17 protein-coding genes are annotated in these 19,869 nt (G+C 69.8%); 8 read left to right on the top strand and 9 right to left on the bottom strand.

Annotated features, from left to right (window positions below; all coding sequences use genetic code 11):
- Window positions 1-47 precede the first annotated feature (47 nt).
- Complete coding sequence (locus I5071_RS25155) at window positions 48-452, top strand: hypothetical protein (protein ID WP_236515369.1); 405 nt, start codon at window positions 48-50, stop codon at window positions 450-452.
- On the opposite strand, the gene I5071_RS25150 is transcribed toward I5071_RS25155, so the two are convergent.
- On the bottom strand, window positions 437-1,765 hold the full coding sequence (locus I5071_RS25150; protein WP_236515368.1) for an Nramp family divalent metal transporter: 1,329 nt from the start codon (window positions 1,763-1,765) through the stop codon (window positions 437-439). The two genes, I5071_RS25155 and I5071_RS25150, sit on opposite strands and share 16 nt — an antisense overlap.
- A gap of 113 nt (window positions 1,766-1,878) precedes the next feature.
- A complete protein-coding gene (locus I5071_RS25145; RefSeq protein WP_236515367.1) occupies window positions 1,879-3,360 on the bottom strand; it encodes an alkaline phosphatase family protein in 1,482 nt (493 codons plus the stop codon).
- Window positions 3,361-3,455: 95 nt separating this feature from the next.
- Between I5071_RS25145 and I5071_RS25140 the strand changes: the two genes are divergently transcribed.
- Window positions 3,456-4,208, top strand: a complete 753-nt coding sequence (locus I5071_RS25140) for a hypothetical protein (RefSeq protein WP_236515366.1) — start codon at window positions 3,456-3,458, stop codon at window positions 4,206-4,208.
- A 279-nt stretch (window positions 4,209-4,487) separates the two neighbouring features.
- Window positions 4,488-5,273, top strand: coding sequence for a hypothetical protein (locus I5071_RS25135; RefSeq protein ID WP_236515365.1), 786 nt, complete (start codon window positions 4,488-4,490; stop codon window positions 5,271-5,273).
- 4 nt (window positions 5,274-5,277) lie between these two features.
- Here the strand turns inward: I5071_RS25135 and I5071_RS25130 are convergent, their stop codons facing one another.
- Window positions 5,278-6,747 carry a PLP-dependent aminotransferase family protein gene (locus I5071_RS25130; protein WP_236515364.1) on the bottom strand — a complete coding sequence of 490 codons (1,470 nt, stop codon included), beginning with the start codon at window positions 6,745-6,747 and terminating at the stop codon, window positions 5,278-5,280.
- Window positions 6,748-6,812: 65 nt separating this feature from the next.
- Between I5071_RS25130 and I5071_RS25125 the strand changes: the two genes are divergently transcribed.
- The 3 genes from I5071_RS25125 (at window position 6,813) to cynS (ending at window position 9,118) form a co-directional block, all read left to right on the top strand.
- Window positions 6,813-7,481 (top strand): pyridoxamine 5'-phosphate oxidase family protein, encoded by a 669-nt coding sequence (locus I5071_RS25125; protein WP_236515363.1) that lies wholly within the window; start codon window positions 6,813-6,815, stop codon window positions 7,479-7,481.
- Between the two features lie 210 nt (window positions 7,482-7,691).
- A complete protein-coding gene (locus I5071_RS25120) occupies window positions 7,692-8,555 on the top strand; it encodes a matrixin family metalloprotease (protein WP_236515362.1) in 864 nt (287 codons plus the stop codon).
- A gap of 116 nt (window positions 8,556-8,671) precedes the next feature.
- Window positions 8,672-9,118 carry a cyanase gene (gene cynS, locus I5071_RS25115; RefSeq protein ID WP_236515361.1) on the top strand — a complete coding sequence of 149 codons (447 nt, stop codon included), beginning with the start codon at window positions 8,672-8,674 and terminating at the stop codon, window positions 9,116-9,118.
- A gap of 13 nt (window positions 9,119-9,131) precedes the next feature.
- Here the strand turns inward: cynS and dctA are convergent, their stop codons facing one another.
- The 5 genes from dctA to I5071_RS25090 all read right to left on the bottom strand — a co-directional run bounded on the left by dctA (window position 9,132) and on the right by I5071_RS25090 (window position 14,901).
- Window positions 9,132-10,448, bottom strand: coding sequence for a C4-dicarboxylate transporter DctA (dctA, locus tag I5071_RS25110; RefSeq protein WP_236515360.1), 1,317 nt, complete (start codon window positions 10,446-10,448; stop codon window positions 9,132-9,134).
- Window positions 10,449-10,491: 43 nt separating this feature from the next.
- Complete coding sequence (locus I5071_RS25105; RefSeq protein ID WP_236515359.1) at window positions 10,492-12,138, bottom strand: zinc-binding dehydrogenase; 1,647 nt, start codon at window positions 12,136-12,138, stop codon at window positions 10,492-10,494.
- 211 nt (window positions 12,139-12,349) lie between these two features.
- Window positions 12,350-13,006 carry a response regulator gene (locus I5071_RS25100; RefSeq protein WP_236515358.1) on the bottom strand — a complete coding sequence of 219 codons (657 nt, stop codon included), beginning with the start codon at window positions 13,004-13,006 and terminating at the stop codon, window positions 12,350-12,352.
- Window positions 13,003-14,148 (bottom strand): sensor histidine kinase, encoded by a 1,146-nt coding sequence (locus I5071_RS25095; RefSeq protein ID WP_236515357.1) that lies wholly within the window; start codon window positions 14,146-14,148, stop codon window positions 13,003-13,005. The genes I5071_RS25100 and I5071_RS25095 overlap by 4 nt, the downstream gene beginning before the upstream one ends.
- Before the next feature lie 102 nt (window positions 14,149-14,250).
- Window positions 14,251-14,901: a hypothetical protein gene (locus I5071_RS25090; protein ID WP_236515356.1), complete on the bottom strand. Its 651-nt coding sequence runs from the start codon at window positions 14,899-14,901 to the stop codon at window positions 14,251-14,253.
- A 94-nt stretch (window positions 14,902-14,995) separates the two neighbouring features.
- Between I5071_RS25090 and I5071_RS25085 the strand changes: the two genes are divergently transcribed.
- The gene (locus tag I5071_RS25085; protein ID WP_236515355.1) at window positions 14,996-17,245 is read left to right on the top strand and encodes a hypothetical protein; all 2,250 of its coding nucleotides are present in this window, start codon (window positions 14,996-14,998) and stop codon (window positions 17,243-17,245) included.
- A 74-nt stretch (window positions 17,246-17,319) separates the two neighbouring features.
- Here I5071_RS25085 and I5071_RS25080 read toward each other — a convergent pair whose 3' ends face one another.
- On the bottom strand, window positions 17,320-18,774 hold the full coding sequence (locus I5071_RS25080) for a PLP-dependent aminotransferase family protein (RefSeq protein WP_236515354.1): 1,455 nt from the start codon (window positions 18,772-18,774) through the stop codon (window positions 17,320-17,322).
- Window positions 18,775-18,923: 149 nt separating this feature from the next.
- On the opposite strand from I5071_RS25080, the gene yedA reads away from it, so the two are divergent.
- Window positions 18,924-19,853, top strand: coding sequence for a drug/metabolite exporter YedA (gene yedA / locus I5071_RS25075; protein WP_236515353.1), 930 nt, complete (start codon window positions 18,924-18,926; stop codon window positions 19,851-19,853).
- Window positions 19,854-19,869: the final 16 nt, after the last annotated feature.

The raw sequence follows: 19,869 nt of genomic DNA, 5'->3' as shown, positions 1-19,869 counted from the left end.
CTGCCGCGCTTGACGTTCTCGCGCCGCGCGCGAAGGCTTCGCGCCCCTTGGACGCGCTCGGCAAGAAGGAGCTCTCGCCCGGGCTCGCGCTGGTGTTGGATCCCGACCTGCTCGCGCGGGCCGGTGCGAGCCACACGGCCCTGCACCACCGACGCGTGCGGCAGCCGCACACGTTCCTCTGCCTCGAGCACGGGAACGGGATCGGGAAGTGGGCGCCGCTCTTCAGCGCGCCCGGAGAGCGTCGTGTCGCGGTGCCGACCGAGGGGCGGGTCGGCGAGCAGCGCTGGCAGCTGGGCACGTTCCACCTGCACCTCGATCAGATCTGGACTGCGACCGACGATCAGATCCGTGCGGCCAATCGAGACACGACGAAGATGCATCACCGCAATCGCGTCGACGTGACGAGCCTGCTCGCAGCGATCCGCGAGCTGGAAGGTCAGACGATTTCGTAGCGGACGAGCAGGTAGACGATCGCGAGGAGCAGATAGCTCACCGTCGCGAAGACGATCGCGCCGATCGCGAGCGGGCGGCTGCGCAGCTCGCGCGGGAGCTGTGCGCGCAGATACACGTGGTTGAGCGCGACCAGGCCCGCGCAATAGAGCACGGTGCCTCCGAATCCGATCAGCGCGCTGATGACGATCAGCGTGCCCGGCTGATCGAAGTACATCGTGATCGAGGTGATCACGGCCAGCGCGAGCACCATGCGTCGATACCAGACCTGCTGATCCTGCTTCGCGAACGTCGGCCAGAGCGCGCTCGCCGCGTCGAGATGGATGCGCGCGACCGAGTCGACGGTGGCGAGCCAGGTGTCCGCGAGGAACGCGCCGGCGATCACGAGGAAGAGCAAGCGGCCCGCGGTGCCCCAGCTCGCCGCGAAGAACTCGCTCTGCACGACGGCGATGTCGAACTGATCGGGCATCAATCCGCGGGGCCGCAGGATCGCGAACGCGAGCAGGCACGAGAGCAGCGTCGTGAAGAGATTGCCGAGGATCCCGGTCAGGCTCTCGATCGAGAGATATCGATGCCAGGCACGGAGTCGCGCGGGTGCGTCGGGCTCGCTCGCGGGGAGGGCGGGGCCCGCATCACCAGCCGCCATGCCGATGCCCTTCTCGCGCATCCAGTACGAATAGAAGAGCGTCCAGAATCCGCCGAGCCCCGCGAACGCGACGGCGGTCAGGAGCTTCGATGCGTCCTCGCGATCGAAGGCGCGCATCGCGTCGAAGTCCGGGACCACGATGCCGCGCACGAACTCACCGGCCGCGGCGCCGACCGCGGGATGCAGGCAGGCCGCGACCATTCCGATCACGGAGACCGCCGCGACGATCTTCATGAACGACTCGATCAGTCGATAGGTGCGGCGCGCCCAGAGGAGCGCGATCGTGAACACGACGATCGAGAGCTGTGCCCAGAAGAGGCTCCGCGCGCTCTGCGACCAATCGCGCGGGAACTCGGTCAGCGCCGCGATCGCGGTCCCGCCCGCCGACGCGAACGCGCCGAACCACAGGAACGAGATCGTGAAGAGCACCCAGAGCGCGATGCCGAACGTGCGATGGAGCCGGATGAAGCCGCGGAGGATGCCTTCGCCGGTCAGCAGCGTGTAGCGCGCGATCTCGAACGTGACTGGGAACTGCAGGAGACACGCAGGGACCAGCAGGAACAAGAACGCGAGGCCGTACTTCGCGACGATGTACGGCCACCAGATCAGCTCGCCGCTGCCTTGTGCGAGCGCCATCCAGACCAGGCCCGGACCGAGCAAGAGCGCCAAGCGCGGTCGTGCGGGGAGCGATCTCCGAGACAGGGGCTGCACGGCGAACGACTAGCACCTGCTCCGGCGCGACACGATGTGACGAGCCGCCGACTCGCGCTCGTCCACGCGAGCTATCGAATCACGCGGAGCGCGCCGAGCTCGTGGCCCCAGCGGAGCACGTGCTCGGTTTCGCCGATGCCCGACGAGCGTCGATCCATGCCCGCGGGGATCCGGACTCCGCGGAGGGCGGCCACGAGCTCTTCGTGCGCCGCGCTCGGAGGACGCGAGAGCAGCCGCGAGCGCGAGATCGCGAGCCGCGGGAGCGTGATCGGCGGGGCCGGTGCGGCGATCAGCGAGGGCTGGATGCAGCTCGAGAGATCGTTCGCTGCGTTCATGCGCTCGTTGAGCGGCTCGATCCCGAAGCGGGTCTGGAGCGTGCGCAGCACCGACGCGTGGTCGAACGTCGTGGTGATCGCGCATCCGCGCCGGACGTGCGGACCGAGCACGAGCGACGGCACGCGGAAGCCGAGCTGTCGGAACTCCGCACGTTCGTCGGTGGTCGTCGGAGGCGCGACGTGATCGTAGAAGCCACCGTGCTCGTCGTACGTGATCACGAAGAGCAGTCGGTTCCACTGCGGGCTCGCGGCGAGCGCCGAATAGATGCTCGAGATCAGCGCCTGTCCGAGCTGGATGTCGTGGTCGGGGTGATCGTCGTTCGCGCCCGCGCCGAAGAACTGCGGATCGATGATCGAGAAGCTCGGAAGCGCACCGTTCGCGGCGTCCTCGAAGAACCGATCGATGCCGAAGTTGCCGGTGAGCTTCGCGTATCCGCCGACTGCCCAGGCGACGTCGTGGAAGTAATTCGCGTGCGAGACTCCCGCGCTCGTGAGCTGTTGGAAGATCGAGCGGTATCCGACGGCAGGCAGGTTGGAGCGAATGCCGTTCGAGGTCGCGCCGTGCAGATAGAAGCGGTTCGGCCAGGTCGGCCCGAGCACCGAGCAGAACCAGCGCTCGCAGATCGCGCCCGAGTCGGCGAGCGCATAGAGAATCGGGAGCTGCTCGCGCACGTGATAGCCCATCACGTCGTTCTGCGAGGCGCCCTCGTGAGCGCGCACGAAGCCGTCGTTCGCGCCCATGTTCCACTGCTCGTGGCAGGCGTCCCATCCGTGCGGCGGATCGGCAGGCGTGAAGTCCGTGAGGTTCCAGACCGCGACGGGATCACCGCTCGGCGCGGGATTGATCTCACCGCCCCGCAGGCCGTCGATCGCGCGCCCTTCGATCAGCCGCAGCGAGCCGAGGTAGTGATCGAACGAGCGGTTCTCCATCATGAGGACGACGATCGTGTCGATCGGCGCGAGGAGCTCGGCGGGGCTCAGTGAGCTCGTCTCGGCGCATGGATCGGGGCGTCCGGCATCGCCGGGGCCGGCGTCGATCGTCGCGGCGTCGTCCAGCTGCGCGTCGCGCTGACCGTTGCCCGCGTCGGTCGGGAAGTGCGCTCCGGCGTCGCCGCCGCCGTCCTCGCCGCCGCCACATCCGAGCGCCGTCGCGCCGACCGCCGCAGTGATGCCCTGGAGCGCCGTGCGCCGGGAGATACGAAGCTTGTCGTCCGCCATCGCGGCGAAAGTAGAGGCGAGTAGCTGACCCGGAGTCAACGCCCCCAGCCGAGGGATCCTCGACGTCGTGCGCGCTCGGCCGAACACTCCGCGCCATGCACGAGTCGTATCGAGAACGCGCCGAGCGCATTCGAGCGCTGCGCGATCCGGCTGCGCTCGTACGCGAAGCGCTGAAGCGCTCGATGGACGTCCAGCTCGTGGTGGCGCGACTGGACGAGTGCGAGCCCGACGAGCACGCCGCTCGCGTCGTCATCGACGCCCACGATCGCGGTGAGGCTCCATCCTGGCTCGCAGCCGTGTTGTTGGGTCGCGTCCGCCACCGCACCGGATACGCGAAGTCGATCGAGATCCTGCGACGCTGCGATCGGTTGCTCAGCGAGGACTACGCCGCGGTAGCTGCGGTGCGAATCGCCGGCGCCGATGCCGAGCGCGATCTCGTGGACGTGGTGAACACGATGGAGGACGGCAATGCGCGCAAAGCAGCGGCGTCCGGGCTCGGTATGATCGGGACCGCGAGCGCGATTGCATTCCTCGCCGGCGCGCCGGCGCGAAGTCGATTGCGCGGGGCCAGCGTCGCGCACGCGCTGGCCGGGGCGGCGGTCGAGACGAGAACGATGCTCGAGGCCCTGCGCTCGCCGGACCTGGAGACGCGTCGCTGGCCCCCGATGCTGATCGCGGGGCGACTCCGGTCTGCCGCGGGCGAAGAGAATCTGCTTCCGGCGGTGCCCGACGAGCCGGAGCTCCGCGCTGCGCTCGCGGCGCTGATCGAGGAACGCGTGGGTGCGGAAGGCGTCCTGTGGCGCGCCGATGCCGACGTGATTCGCGACTGGCTCGCTCGCGCAGAGTGATCTCGCGCGCCGGCGCCATGCGGCTGCGTCAGGAGTCGAGTCGCGACCGCCTCGCTCGAGCTCGGGGCCCGTTGCGGCGGGTGCGTCCCTCGGACATATCGCGGCGCGGAGGGACCGATGTTCCCAGCGTGGATCGAGACAGCCATCGAGATGCCCTTGGCGACGGCGGGTCTCGGTGTCGGAGCATTCGTCCTCGGCATCGCGCTCGCGATGGGCGCGTCGCGGTCTTCCTCGACGACGAAGGTCGCGCTCTTCGCGGGATTCGCATTCTGCTGCTCGATGGCGGTCGTCGCGCTCGCGGTCTGCGTGCACTCCGTCACGCGCGATCCGGTCTACGTCTCACCGACTCATCCGTCGCGGCTCCGTGTCCCGAGCGTCGAGGCCCTGTCGCTCGATCCGTATGTCGAGGACGGTGCGGCGCTCGTCGTGACGATGCGCGACGTGTCGCTGGGTGCGGCGCCGCCGCTGCTCGCCCTGTCCGACGGGCGCTTCTCGCCGAGTGACATCCAAGGTGGCGAGAACGGACACCTGGCCACGCGCATCCTCGACGCGCTGGCCGCGGAGCGCGGCGGACACCGCACGCTGACGCTCTCGATCGAGCCGGAGGTGCCCTTCGCGACGGTGGCGCGCGTGGTGTATTCGGCGGGCCAGGCGAACCGCAGCCACCTGCGCTTCGCAGTTCGTCGTGGCGCTGAATTCGGCGTGTTGACGATCGTGCTGCCGCCGCTGTCGGGCAGCGGCGTTCTCTCGCCCGTGACGAGCGCGACCGTGTTCGCCGAGGGTGTGATCGTCGCGCGCGGTGAGCTCCGCTACGACGGGACCTGCGAGGGAGTGAGTGGCCGCGCAGTCGCCGCTGGGCGGACTGCTGCGGGGCCCGACTTCCTCGCGGTGACGCGCTGCTTGTCACGCCTCCGGGCAGCGTTTCCACGCGACCCCAGCACGCTCATCGTCTCGGCGGATCCCGATATCCCCTTCGGCGAGCTCGCGAGCCTGATCGCCGTGTCGCGCGGCTCGGATTCGTTTCCGTTCTATTCACGCATCCTGATCTCGGCCGGAGTGCGGTAGCGAGTCATCGACGACGCGCGGCGCGCGCCACGACTCCCACTGCGCGCTTGAGCTCGCGCTCGTCGAGGGAGCCGAAGCCGAAGCGCGCGAACGGGATGCTGCGGCCATCGAACGTGAAGTCGCGTCCGACGTAGAACATCACTCCGCGTGACAGTGCGCGCTCGCGGATGCGCTCGACACCGGGCTCGAGCTTCGCCCACAGCGCGAGCCCGCCCGAGCGCTCTTCGATGTGGATGCGCTCGCCGAATGCCTCGTGCAGCGCGTCCCGCAGCACGTCGCGGCGCGCGAGGTAGACGCGTCGCACTCGACGCACGTGGCGCGCGAGCTCGCCGTCGTCGATCAGCGCTGCCACCGCGGCTTCCTTCGCGTGGTCGCCTTGGCGATCGGAGGCGAACCGCACCTGCACGAGGTCGTCGAGGACGTCGCGCGGCGGGACGACGAAGCCGAGACGGAGGCCCGGCGCGAGCATCTTCGAGAGCGAGCCGACGTACACCACCGAGCCGTGCGCATCGGCGCTCGCGATCGGCAGCACCGGGCGACCCTCGAAGTGGAACTCGTGGTCGTAGTCGTCCTCGATGATCGCGAATCGACGCCGGCGCGCGAGCGCGAGCAGCGCCTGGCGTCGCTCGGGCGCCATCACGACCATCGTCGGATATTGGTGGTGGGGAGTGACGTAGATCGCGCGGATCGGCGCCTCGTCACACGCGCGCTCGAGCGCGGCGACGTCGAGCCCGCGCGCGTCGACGGGAATCGGCACCAGTGACGCGCCGGAGAGCCGGAACGTCTGGCGCACCGGCGGATAACCCGGGTCCTCCAGCGCGACACGATCACCGGGGCGCACGAGCACGCGCGCGACGAGATCGATCGCGTGCTGACTGCCGTGTGTGATCAGGATGCCGTCTTCGTCGGTGGCGATCGCGCGTTGCTCGCCGAGCATCTCGGCGAGGGCGCGGCGCAGCGTGCGCTCGCCGCGGGCATCGCCGTAGTCGAGGCGCGTGCGCGGCGAGGTGCGGAGGATGCGGCGATGCGCGCGCGCGAGGGCCTCGCGCGGGACGAGGCGCACGTCGGGCACGCCGCCACCGAGGAACACGGTGCCGGGCGGGAGCGCGTCGAGGCCCGAGACCACGAGCGGAGGGCGTGAGAACGCGGCGTGCTCGGGCACCGCGGTGCGCGCGGTCGAGGGACGACGGATCGTGCGCTCGGGGAGCTCCCCGGCGACGAAGGTGCCGGACTGAGGGCGGCTCGCGAGCCAGCCCTCCGCGGCGAGCTCGGCGAACGCGCGCACGACCGTGTCGCGCTCCACGTCGAGCGCGGTGGCGAGGGTGCGCGTGCCGGGCAGCCGCTGCCCGGGGCGCAGTCGCCCGCGGCGGATCTCGCTGACCAACAGGTTGGCGATGCGCGCGGCGAGGCTCGGGCCCTGGGTGCGCCGGAGCTCGTCGGGATCGAGGGCGAGGCGTTCGCTCTGGCGCGACAACTGGAGGTGTCCTCACGCGCATTCTGGACGGATGCGACCATCCAGTCACGCCCACAGTGGTCCTCATGAGCGACGCCTATCCCATCTCCGATGCGACCCGGATCAAGCGCCACCCCGAGCGCGGCAGCTACGACCGCGACGTCGTGCACGCGATCCTCGACGAAGCGCTGCTGTGCCATCTCGCGTGCTCGGTCGGTCAGCACGTGATCGCGATGCCGACTACGTTCGCGCGGGACGGAGAGACGCTCTACGTGCACGGCGCGATCGCCAATCGCTCGCTCGAGGCGCTGGTCGGCGGTGCACCGTTCTCGATCACCGTGACGCTCCTCGACGGGCTCGTGCTGGCGCGGAGCGCGTTCCACCACTCGATGAACTACCGCTCGGTCGTGCTCACCGGGAAGGCGCGCATCGTCGACGATCGTGAGGAGAAGATCACGGCGATGATCCTGCTCGTCGATCGGTTCGGGCGCGATCGCAGCCGCCAGACGCGCGCGCCGTACGACTGGGAGCTCGACGCGACGAAGGTGATCGCCGTGGAGATCGAGCACGCGTCCGCGAAGACCCGCTCGGGGGGGCCCATCGACGATCCCGACGACATGAACCTGCCGTACTGGGCGGGCGTGGTGCCGCTGCAGCTGGTGGCCGCAGCGCCGGTGCCCGATCCCGAGGCGAGGGAGCCGCATCCCGTTCCCGACGTGCCGGTGCAGCTCCTCCCTCGGAATCGCGAGGAGTAGGGCGCGGCGCCGTGTCGCGGGGAGTCGGGCCGCGGGGAGTCGGGCCGCGGGGAGTCGGGCCGCGGGGAGTCGGGCCGCGGGGAGTCGGGCCGCAGCGCGATTCTTCGTCGCCCCGCGGGGCGATGCGCGAGGTGCGGTGTCGGGCCGATATCGCCGTCGTCGTGTGCGATCCGCCGTTTCGAGCGGACGTCACGAGTCGATGGAGGGAGTATGGGCAAGAAGGCGAATCCGACCAATGGTGGATTGCGTGACGCGCTCGCGCCGCGCGCGCCGGGCAATCCGTTCGAGGTCGCAGAGCGAGACACGCACGTCTACGGACCCGGCGACAAGAAGTGGCGCTGTGCCACCGACTCGCGCGGATACGCCACGCCTGGGGGCAAGACGCCCGACGAGCTCGTGATCCACGCGACGGATGGTTTCATTCCGCTATGGGGTCCGAACGTCGTGCTCCACTGGCGCTTCCACGAGGCCTCGATGGGATATTTCGAGAATCCCGGGGCAGCCAAGGAGGCGATCGAGGGAATGTTCGCGCGCGGCATTCTCGCGTGGGGAGATGCTGCTCCGGTCACGTTCAAGAGGACGAACGACGTCTGGGACTTCCAGATCCGCATGGCGCACGCCGACGACTGCGACGATGGCGGATGCGTCCTCGCGTCGGCCTTCTTCCCCGATGGAGGCCGTCACACGCTCGACCTCTATCCGATCCTCTTCAAGCAGACCGAGGAGGAGATCATCGAGACGTTCGCGCACGAGATCGGCCACGTCTTCGGTCTGCGCCACTTCTTCGCGAAGGTGAGCGAGACCGCGTGGCCCTCGGAGATCTTCGGGAAGCACCACAAGTTCACGATCATGAACTACGGCTCGGACAGTCGGATGACCGCTCACGATCGAAGTGATCTCGAGGGGCTCTACACCGGCGTCTGGGATGGGATCATCGAGGGCATCAATCGAACGCCCGTGGTCCAGGTGCGGCCTTATCACGAGCTGCGCTCGATCCGACGCGAGGAGGCGGTCGTCATGGGCCGGTCTCCGGCGATTCGTGGTGGTCGAGTCGTCCGCGCCGGGGCGGAGTAGCAGCACGCACGGAGCGCGCGCATTTCATCGCGCCGAAACGGGATCGAAAGAGCGCGCGCGTACCGTCCCGACGATCGCATCGCCACGTCGAGGCTGCGGGCGGAGGGACGAGACGAATGGACAAGATCGAGATGTCGAACGCGGCGCTCGCCGCGAAGCGCGCGAAGAAGCTCACGTGGGCCGAGCTCTCGGCGCAGATCGGGATGTCGGAGGTCTGGCTCGCATCCGTGCTCTACGGCGAGGCCTCCGCGCCGCCCGACGTCGCGAAGCGGATCGCCGAGGTGCTCGGCCTCGGCACCGACCTCGCCGACGCGATCTCGGTTTATCCGCTCAAGGGCGAGCGACTCGGGCCACCGGTGCCGACCGACCCGCTGATCTATCGGTTCTACGAGATCGTGCGGGTGTACGGACTGCCGCTGAAGGATCTCATCCAGGAGAAATTCGGCGAAGGGATCATGAGCGCGATCGACTTCACGATGCACATCGAGAAGGTCGAAGATCCGAAGGGCGATCGCGTGAAGATCACGATGGAAGGCAAGTTCCTTCCCTACAAACGCTGGTGATCCGCGCTGCGCGTCAGTGTGCGTCGGGGGCCGGCGGATTCGCGTGGTGCTTCCGGCCTGCGAGGACGTCGGCGGCGCGAGCGCGATCGAACGAGCCCTCCCAGCGCGCGACGACGATCGTCGCGACCGAATTGCCGATCATGTTCGTGAGCGCGCGCGCCTCGGACATGAAGCGATCGATCCCGAGGAGCAGCGAGAGGCCCGCGACCGGGATCGCGTGGGTGGTCTGGAGCGTCGCTGCGAGCGTGACGAAGCCGCCGCCGGTCACGGCGGCGGCGCCCTTCGACGTGAGGAGGAGGACGCCGAGCAGCGCGAGCTCGTCGCCGAGCGAGAGCGGGACGTCGAGCGCCTGCGCGACGAAGATCGCGGCCATCGTCAGATAGATGCTCGTCCCGTCGAGGTTGAACGAATAGCCGGTCGGGATGACGAGGCGCACGATCGCGGGCGCGCAGCCGAGGTGCTCGAGCTTGTCCATCAGTCGCGGGAGCACCGTCTCCGACGACGAGGTGCCGAGCACGATGAGCAGCTCCTCCTTCAGGAATCGGAGCAGCGCGAAGATCGAGACACCGCACATCGCGCAGACCGCGCCGAGCCCGATGAGCACGAAGAGCAGCGCAGTCGCATAGAACCCGATCATCAGCGTGACGAGGTTGCCGAGGCTGCCGAGGCCGAAGTGCCCGACCGTGTAGGCCATCGCGCCGAACGCACCGATCGGCGCGAGCAACATCACGAGCCCGATCATCTTGAAGAGCGCGCGTGCGGCGTGCTCGAGCGCGAGCGTGGCACCGCGTCCGCGGCGTCCCAGGCTCGCGAGCGCGAGCCCGGTGAGCACTGCGACGAAGAGGACCTGGAGGATCTCGCCCTCGACGAACGCGCCGACGAAGCTCTCGGGGATCACGTTCACGAGGTGATCGACGATGCCCTGGGCCTCCCGCCCGTGCGTCACCTGCGTGACCGCGCCGGCGTCGAGCGTCTCGACCTGCGCGTGGATGCCCGCGCCGGGTCGGAGGAGGTGCACGACGCCGAGCCCGATCAGGAGCGCGACGGTCGTCATCACCTCGAAGTAGACGAGCGCCTTGAGCCCGACTCGGCCGACCTTGCGGAGATCGCCGGCGCTCGCGATGCCGGTCGCGACGGTGCAGAAGATGATCGGCGCGATCAGCATCTTCACGATGCGGATGAAGGTGTCGCCGAGCGGCTTCATCGCCTCGCCCGTCGAGGGCGCGATCCAGCCGAGGAGCGCGCCCGCGGCGATCGCGGCGAGGACGATGAGGTAGAGGCGACTCTTCGTCGGCGGGTGCGACGCATGCTCGGCGATCGGAGCGGCCATGAGCGGCGATCCTACATGGTCGAGCCGGCACGGGTCGGATCGATCATTCGACGCGGAGCACGACTTTGCCTCGGACGTGCCCGCGCTCGGCGTATCGAAATGCCTCGACGGCGTGCTCGAGCGGGAACACGCGGTCGATCACGACGCGCAAGCGCCCCTGGATCCACAGGGCACGCACCTCCTCGAGGTCGCTCGCGCGCAGCGTGTCGTCGATGGTCAGGACTTCGATCTTCCGATCTCCGGCGGCGAAGCGAGCCTTTCCGAGGAGCATTGCCTCGAAGATCTGACGGTTGGTCCCACCGATCATCACGTAGGTGCCACCCGGACGCAGGTGGTCGCGGTAGTCGGTGAGCGGGCGGAACCCGTTCACACCGAAGATCGCGTCGTAGCGTCGGTCTTCGGCGGTGAAGTCGTCACGCGTGTAGTCGAGGACACGATCCGCGCCGAGCGAGCGGACGAGCTCGACGCTGCCGGGGCCACACACCGCGGTCACGTGCGCGCCGTAGGCCTTCGCGATCTGGACGAGGAACGTGCCGACTCCGCCACCCGCGCCGTGGATCAACACCGCGTGTCCCGGCTGCACCTTCGCGCGCTCGCGAATCGCTTGGAGGGCCGTGACGCTGGCGAGCGGGAGCGCCGCCGCCTCGATGAATTCGATGCTCGCCGGCTTTGCGACGATCGCCTGCTCGCGCACGCACACGTACTCCGCGAAGGCGCCGAGGCCTTCGGCGAAGAAAGCCTCTCCGAACACTTCGTCTCCGACCGCGAAGCGAGTGACTCCCGGCCCGATCGCGGCGACCACTCCCGCCACGTCGGCGCCGAGGATCGGACGGGTCGGGCGCAGGAATCCATTCTGCAGTCGGACGAGGAATGGATTCGCGCGCATCAGGCGATGGTCCATCGCGTTGAGCGACGACGCGTGGACGCGGATCAGCACCTGTCCCGCCGTGGGCTCGGGCCGACGGACCCGCGCGATGCGCAGGAGCTCGGGGCCTCCGTAGCGCTCGTGGACGACCGCAGTCATCGACTCGTGTCGTTCCGCGGGAGCGCGGCGGCGAATGACCCACTCCGCCACGACGATGTTGATCGCCCACCCGGAGCCCATCGCCAGCGCGTCGAGGCCCGCGTCCCACGACAAGAGCGCGCCGAGGGGGATCAGCGTGAACGCTTGGGTGCCGGCGGCGACTCCGAGCGCGTAGGCGCGCGTCATCCATCGCCCGTGTGCGGCGAAGTCCCGGCGGCGCGATGCGAGCAGCCCGAGGAGCAGGAACACGCTCATCGCTCCGCCCGCCGCGAGCCGCATCGCAGTGAGCGCCGGCGAGTCGTGCTCCGTGGGCGCGAGGCTCTGCGTGAGCCACATCCCCGAGAGCGCGCCCAGGATCCCGAGCGGGGCCAGTGCCCAGCCCGATGCGCGGTGCCAGGGACGACGGCGGAGCGCGGGAGAGAACTGCAGCGCACCGAGGACCGCGAAGCCGGTCGCGCCGACGATGTGGAGGACGACCGGGAGTGGCTGCGCGGCGAAGCGCGCGTGATCGGCGAGCGTGGGCGTGCCTCCCGCGAGCCCGAAGAGTCGCAGCATCCCCGCGAGGGTCGGAATCGCCGAGAGCGCGATGAGCGCCGCAGGAATCAGCCAGTCGGGTCGAGCGATGGAGTCACGGGTCGGGGTGATCGCGAGTCGGTGGGTCGCCATGCACCGCCATCATGTGCGGCGCGTACGAGTGCGAACATCGTTCGAACGGCCATTTCGCGCTCGGCCGAAAGTACGAGCTCGTGGCGATCGGTCCGCGAGCCAGCAACACAGTCGAACACTGTCGAAAAATCGGCTCGCCCGCCGGCCCTGCCGTCCGCGCGCTTCGCGCGCTCCCGTCCGGGACCTGCGGGACGAGCACTCCGGCAGGTCGTCAGCGCCCGACGCGCTTCGTCTCGTACGCCCAGACCGCGATCTCGACTCGATTCCTCGCGCCGATCTTCCCCATCAGGCTCGCGAGGTGGCTCTTCACCGTGCTCAGGCTGATGTGGAGCTCCTGCGCGATCTCCTCGTTGGTCCGGCCCCGCGCGACGGTGAGGAGCACTTCTTCCTCGCGCTCGGTCAGCGCCTCGACCGGCTGCAGCGGAGCGGTCGACGTGTCGAGATCGGCGAATTGCTGGAGCAATCGGGCCGTCACGCGGGGCGCGATGAGCGCATCGCCGCTCGCGGCAGCGCGAATGGCCTGCACGAGCAGCTCGGGGCCGGCGTCCTTGAGGAGGAAACCGCGCGCACCTGCCTTGAGCGCGCCATAGACGTACTCGTCGAGATCGAACGTCGTGATGACGATGATCGCGAGTGGGTCGCTCACGCCGCGGCCCGCAAGTCGTCGCGTGGCCTCGATTCCATCCATGCGCGGCATTCGGATGTCGAACAGGCACACATCGGGGCGCAGCTGCTGCGCGAGCTGCACCGCGCGCGCGCCGTCGGCCGCCTCACCGACGACTTCGATGCCGGGCTGGGCCTCGAGGATCATCCGGAGCCCCGTTCGCACGAGCTCCTGATCGTCGGCCACGAGCACTCGAATCGTCACTGCACGCCTCCGTTCCGCGGGAGCGCGGCATCGACGCGCCACCCTCCGGCGGTGCTCGGACCCGCCTCGAGCGTCCCGCCGAGGAGCGCGGCGCGCTCGGCCATTCCGACGAGCCCGAAGCCCGCGTTGCGGTGCGCCGACGGTGTCTCGCCATCGTCGCACACCGTCAGGCGCACGACCGAGCCCTCGGCCGCGACGCGCACGCGGATGCGGCTCGCTCGTCGCGCGTGCTTCACGGCGTTGGTGATCGACTCCTGCGCGAGCCGATACAGCGCGGACTCGACCGAGGGTCGGAGGCCGGTGAGATCACCGGCGAGCTCGACCTCGACGGTGGGCGAAGCTCCGGTGCTCCGCGCGAGCTGCTCGATGTCGGCGATGCGTCCTTGTGGTGCGAGCGCAGCGGCCTCGTCGTCGCGGAGCGCACCGACGATCGCGCGCAGCTCGGCGAGCGTGCGCGTGGCTTCGCCCTCGATCGCCTGCAGCGCCTTCGCCGCGGCATCGGGTCGAGCGGCGAGGACGGCGCGCCCCGCTTGGGCCTGGATGACGATCGCGGTCACGTGGTGCGCGACCGTGTCGTGGAGCTCGCGCGCGAGCTGCTCTCGCTCGCGGAGCTTCGTGTGCTCGAGCTCGCGCCGGTGCCCGGCGGCGCGGAATCGGACCGACGCACCGAGCGCGCCCGGGAAGAGCAGCACGACGGCGACGCCGATCGCATCGCCGATTCCGTGGATCTCACCGCGCATCGCCGAGGACGCATAGGCGGCCACGAGGAACGCGAGCCCGACTGCGATCTCACGCCCCGAGCCCCAGCGGAGGAGCGAGTAGGGCAGGAGCAGGATGCAGGTGCCGGTGTACGGCTCGATCGCGGGCGAGCGAAGCAGCAGGACCGCGGTCGAGACCGCGATCGAGAGCCCGAACGCGACCGCGATCGCGCCCAGCGGGTACGTTCGTCGGAACCACAGCGTGGCCACCAGCGTGAGGGCGAACGCGATCTGCAGCGGTCGCATCGCGAGGTCGTCGCGCAGGAGCCCCTCGCTGATCGCGATGGCCGCGAGGACGACGACGAGGATCCGATCCCACCACGAGCGCTCGGACCGTCGTTCGGGGCCCGGCTCGCTCCACAGCGCACGCAGCTCGCTCCACACGTCGAGCACTCTAGCGAACCCGATCGCCGCGCGGATCGGCCGAAAGTACGAGCGGCGCGCGACGAGCGGGCACGCTTGCCGCATGCTCGTCGGGAGGGGTGATCAGAACAGCAGGATCGAGTTCGCGACCTGGACCCCGAGCGTCGCGGCGCCGAACGCGAGGTGGCCGATCGCGAGGGCCTGCAGCGTGTCGAAGTCCTCGACCTGATCGGCCCAGCCGAAGCGCACCGCGTTCGAGATGAGCACGCCCGCGATCGCCTGCACGACGCCCATGCCGAGCGCGACCCAGCGGGTCGTCTCGTAGATCCGCCAGTCCGAGTCGACGCGCGCGACGCCGTCGAAGTCGATGAAGAACGACTTCAGCGTCGCGAAGATCAGGCCGCCTGCGGTGATGCCCGCGGCGACCGCGTGCTGCCACGGGACCTCCTCGCCGCAGCGATCGAACACGCCGGTGCCCTGCGCGCACGCGGTGTCGTAGTAGCTGTCGTGGAAGCCGTACTCGTCGGCGAATTGGATCGCACCGATCACCGCGGTCGTCGCCATGGCGAGCGCCGTCGAGAAGACGATCGCGCGGGTCCACTGGATCTTCTCCTGCTGGAGAGGGTCCTCGCGCGGCGCGAGCGCGAGCTCGGGGTCCGCCGTCGCCGCGAGCTGCGCGGCGATCTCGGGCGCGATCGCGTTCATCGCGAGCGGTGGCTGGAGCGCGAAGCCCCAGACCGGCGTGGCGACGAGCAGAGCGGCGAGCGTGCCCATGCTCCGGTAGATGGCCGCGCGATCGTGCGGCTCAAACGAGGCCGCGGGCCGCGTCCGTGACCCGAAAGCACCCGCTGGGTCCCTCCTTGGCGTCATGGGACAGCTCCGGTTTCGTTTCGCTGCGTTCCTCGTCGTGCTCGCGGGCTGCAACGGCTCGGGCCACGTGGGCACACCTCCAGAGCCCGACGCGGGCACCGACCCCGCCACCGATGCAGGCACGAGCATCGACGCGAGCCGCCCGGGGATCGACGCGACGATTCCTCCCGAGACCGACGGTGGTGTCCCTCCCGTCGAGCCCGACAGCTGGTACCTGACCGCGATGGCGAACTACCGCGTGGTCTCCGCCGGCGCGACCGGGGCGGACGCGCTGGCAGCGAGCCAGACCACGGCGCGCGCCTCGGAGGAGCTCGAGATCGTCGAGAACGCGAACGGGACCATCTCGCTGCGCGCGGTGGTGAACGGCCTCTACGTCGAGGTCGACGCGAACGCGCGGCTCGTGGCCCGTGGCGCGGAGGTCTCGCCTGCGTCGCAGTTCCGCCGGTTCCCCCAGGACAACGGCGGCATCGCGCTGCAGTCGGTGACCAACGATCGCTACGTCTCGGCGGACCTCAACGAGGGCGCGGCGCTGATCGCCGACCGCATGGAGGTCGCGGGCTGGGAGATCTTCTTCCTGCATCCGATGGGCCCGCCGGCGACCGAGACGCCGGACTTCGGTCCCAACGTGCTCGCCTTCGATCCGTCGATGTCGGCAGCGGACATCCAGAGTCGTGTGAATCGCATCTTCGACGAGATGGAAGACAATCAGTTCGGTGACTCGCGATATGCGTTCTTGTTCGCGCCCGGCACCTACGACGTCGACGTGAACGTCGGGTACTACACCCACGTGATCGGTCTCGGCGCGTCGCCCGACGAGGTCACGATCCGTGGCGCGGTGCGCGCCGAGGCCGATTGGTTCGACGGCAATGCGACCCAGAATTTCTGGCGCGGCGCCGAGAACTTCGCGATCGAGCCGGCGGGAGGCACGAATCGATGGGCGGTCTCGCAAGCGGCGGCGCTGCGGCGCGTCCACGTGCGTGGCGGGCTGGTGCTCGACGACGGAGGTTGGTCGAGCGGTGGATTCCTCGCCGACTCGCTGATCGACGGACAGGTCGCGTCGGGCTCCCAGCAGCAGTGGCTGACCCGGAACACGCAGATGGGCAGTTGGACCGGCCGCAACTGGAACATGGTGTTCGTCGGCGTCGTCAATGCGCCGGCGGGCGCGAACAACTATCCGAATCCGCCCTACACCGTGGTGGACGAGAGCCCGGTGCTGCGCGAGAAGCCGTTCCTGGTGCGTGATGCGCTGGGCCACTACTCGGTGTTCGTGCCCGCGCTGCGCACGAACACGCGAGGGACGAGCTGGCAGACGGGGAGCGCCGCGGGCACGTCGATTCCGCTCTCCGAGTTCCACATCGCGCGTGAAGGGGTGGACACCGCGGCGACGATCAATGCGGCGCTCGCCGCGGGCCGGCACCTCCTCGTCACGCCGGGCATCTATCACCTGAGCGAGCCGATCCGCGTCACCCGCGCGAACACCGTCGTGCTGGGCCTCGGGCTCGCGACGTTCATTCCCGACGGCGGGAGCATCGCGATGACGATCGCCGACGTCGACGGCGTGAAGATCGCGGGCATCCTCTTCGACGCGGGCGAGGTCAGCTCGCCGATCCTCCTGCAGGTCGGGCCGCCCGGCAGCTCGGCGGATCACTCGGCCAATCCGACGTCGCTCCACGACGTGTACTTCCGCGTCGGCGGCGCCGCGGTGGGTCGCGCCGAGGTGAGCGTCGAGGTCAACAGCGACGACGTGATCGGCGACCACTTCTGGGTCTGGCGAGGCGACCACACCTACGGGATCGGCTGGGATCTCAACACCGGTGCGACGGGCCTGATCGTCAATGGCGACGACGTGACGATGTACGGCCTCTTCGTGGAGCACTATCAGCGATATCAGACCATCTGGAACGGTGAGCGCGGTCGCACGTACTTCTATCAGAACGAGATTCCGTACGACGTGCCCAATCAGGCGAGCTGGATGAACGGCGGTGTCCGAGGCTTCGCCGCCTACAAGGTCGCGGACGGAGTCACGACGCACGAGGCGTGGGGGCTCGGAAGCTACTGCTTCTTCAGCAGCAACCCGAGCGTCGTCCTCGAGCGCTCGTTCGAGGTGCCGAATACGCCGGGCGTGCGATTCCACCACATGGTCTCGGTGTCGCTCGGAGGGACTGGCACCATCGCGCACGTGATCAACGGCACCGGCGGCGCCGCGAGCCCGAGCAACAACGTGTCGTACGTCGTCCAGTATCCGTAGCTCACGCCGAGTCGCGAGGTTCGGCCGCGCGCAGCAGATCCGCGACGCGCGGCCAACCCATCTGCTCGACGCGATCACGCCGCGCGCTTCGGGGCGAGCTCCTCCGCGATCTTTCCGAGCGTCGCGATCGCGCGCTCGATCCGCGGCGAGAACGGAAAGCCGGTGCTGATCCGGATGCAGCTCTGGAAGCGCTGGCGCGCCGAGAAGATCGGCCCCGGCGCGATCGCGATGCCGCGCTCGAGCGCCTCGGCCTGCAGCGCGATCCCGCTCGTTCCCTGCGGGAGCTCGACCCACAGCACGAACCCGCCCTGCGGTCGCGACACCCGCGTGCCCTCGGGGAACGATCGCGCGATCGCCTCGCGGTAGCGCGCGCACTGATCGGCGATCGCGCGCCGCAGCCTGCGCAGGTGACGATCGTAGCCGCCCTCGTCGAGCAGCTCCGCGACCGCCATCTCGGTCGGGGTCGGGCATGCCAGCGTCATCGCCGACTTCTTGCGCACGACCGCTTCGTCCCAGCGCCCGGGCGCGAGCCACCCCACGCGATATCCCGGCGCGAGCGTCTTCGACATCGATCCGACGAGCAGCACCGAGCCGTCGCGATCGAACGACTTCGCGGCGCGCGGTCGCGATCCGTCGTGCGCGAGATCGCCGTACACGTCGTCCTCGATCAGCGCGACGCCGCGGCGCGCGACCATCTTCACGAGGCGCTCCTTCTGCTCGTCGGGCATGCGCGCGCCGAGCGGGTTCTGGAAGTTCGGCGAGCACAGCACCGCGCGCACCGGCGCCCTGCGCAGCGCGTCGTCGAGCGCGTCGAGATCGAGGCCGGTCTGCGGATCGGTGGGGATCTCGATCGCGCGCAGACCGTGGTGCTCGAGCATGCGCATGAACGCGAAGTAGGTCGGCGACTCGAGCGCGATCACGTCGCCCGGTCGCGTCACCGAGGCGAGCGCGAGGTTGAGCGCGTCGGTCGCGCCGAGCGTGGTGACGAGCTCGTCGGGCTCGAGCGCGACGCCCCAGCGCACCGCGCGCCGCGCGAGCTGCCGGCGCAGCTGGAGCGAGCCGCGCAGATCGGCGTACTCGCCGCCCGGGCCACCGCCCTCGCGCGCGACCTGCGCGAGGATCGCGTTCAGCTTCCGCAGCGGCAGGAGCTCGGTCGCGACGTACGCGCAACCGAGCGGCACCTGACCGCGCCGCGCCTGCAGCATCACCTGGATCAGATCGTCGGCGTCGGCGTGGATCGACACGCGCGTCGGCGCGGGCGCGCGCCGTGCGGTCGTCGGCACGGGGGTGTCGGCTCCCGCGCGGGCGCGCACGAAGTGGCCCGACTTGGGGCGGGGCTCGGCGGCGCCGCGGTGCTCGAGCAGCTGGTACGCGGCGACGACGGTCGCGACGCTGACGCCGCGCTCCTCGCTCATCCGGCGCACGCTCGGCAGCCGCTCGCCGGGTCGCAGCGCACCGCGCGCGATCATCTCGCCGAGCTCGTCGGCGATCTTCTCGTAGAGGAACGCGTCCTCCTTCGCCCGTCCCATCGTCGCTCTCTCCGAGTGTGATGCTCGACCGCGGGATCGACCGGTACAGATCGCCGCGCGCCTCCACGGTACAGAACGGAGCTGTACTGGTCGAGGCGAGGACTTCCTGCATCTGTGCTGGTGCTCTCGCGAGGCGCATCCCAAGGGCCATGAGCGCCACGTCGTCGATGTCCCTCGCTGCCGCGCCCTCGGGCGATCGATCCACCTTCGATCGCCGCATCGCGCTCGCGCTGCTCGCCATCTACCTGATCTGGGGATCGACCTATCTCGCGATGCGCGTCGCGGTCGAGTCGCTGCCGCCCTGGGGCCAGGCCGGCCTGCGCTTCGCGTGTGCCGGTCTCGTCCTCCTCGCAGTGGCGCGGGCGCGCGGCGAGGCGTGGCCGTCGCGGCGCACCTGGATCGTCGCGCTGCCGATCGGCGCGCTGCTCTTCGGCGTGGGCAACGGCTTCGTCGCGGCGGCCGAGCGCACCGTGCCGTCGGGCCTCGCGGCGGTCGTGTGCGCGACCACGCCGCTGATCGCGGCGGGGCTCTCGGCGGTGCGCGGGGATCGCCCGCAGCGTGCCGAGGTGATCGGGATGGTGCTCGGGATCGGCGGTGTCGCGCTGCTCGCGCTCGGATCGCCGCTCGCGTCGGCGGGCCTCGACGGGCTGATGATCGTGCTCGCGCCGGTCGGCTTCGCGAGCGGATCGTTGTGGGCGCGGAGCCACGCGCGCGCGCACGGCGTCGGGCTCGCCGCGACCGCGGCGCAGATGATGGCCGGAGGCGCCTGCCTGCTCGCGCTGAGCGCGGCGACCGGCGAGCGCGTGCCGTCCGAGATCGAGTGGCGATCGGTGATCGCGTGGGCGCACCTCGTCGTGTTCGGATCGCTCGTCGGCTTCACCGCGTACGCGTGGCTGTTGCGGAACGCGCGCCCCGCGGTCGCGATGAGCTACGCGTACGTGAACCCGATCGTCGCGGTGCTCCTCGGCGCTGCGCTCGCCGGTGAGAGCCTGACCTGGACGACCGCGCTCGCCGGACTGCTGATCGCGGCGGGCGTGATGTCGGCGCTCCTCCGCGCAACGGCACGTCCGCGCGTTTGACATCGACGCTTCGCTC

This window comes from Sandaracinus amylolyticus, from assembly GCF_021631985.1.
Taxonomy (GTDB): Bacteria; Myxococcota_A; Polyangia; order Polyangiales; family Sandaracinaceae; genus Sandaracinus; species Sandaracinus amylolyticus_A.
Note: the sequence above shows the minus strand (reverse complement) of the source record. Positions and strands in the feature narration are given on the sequence as shown.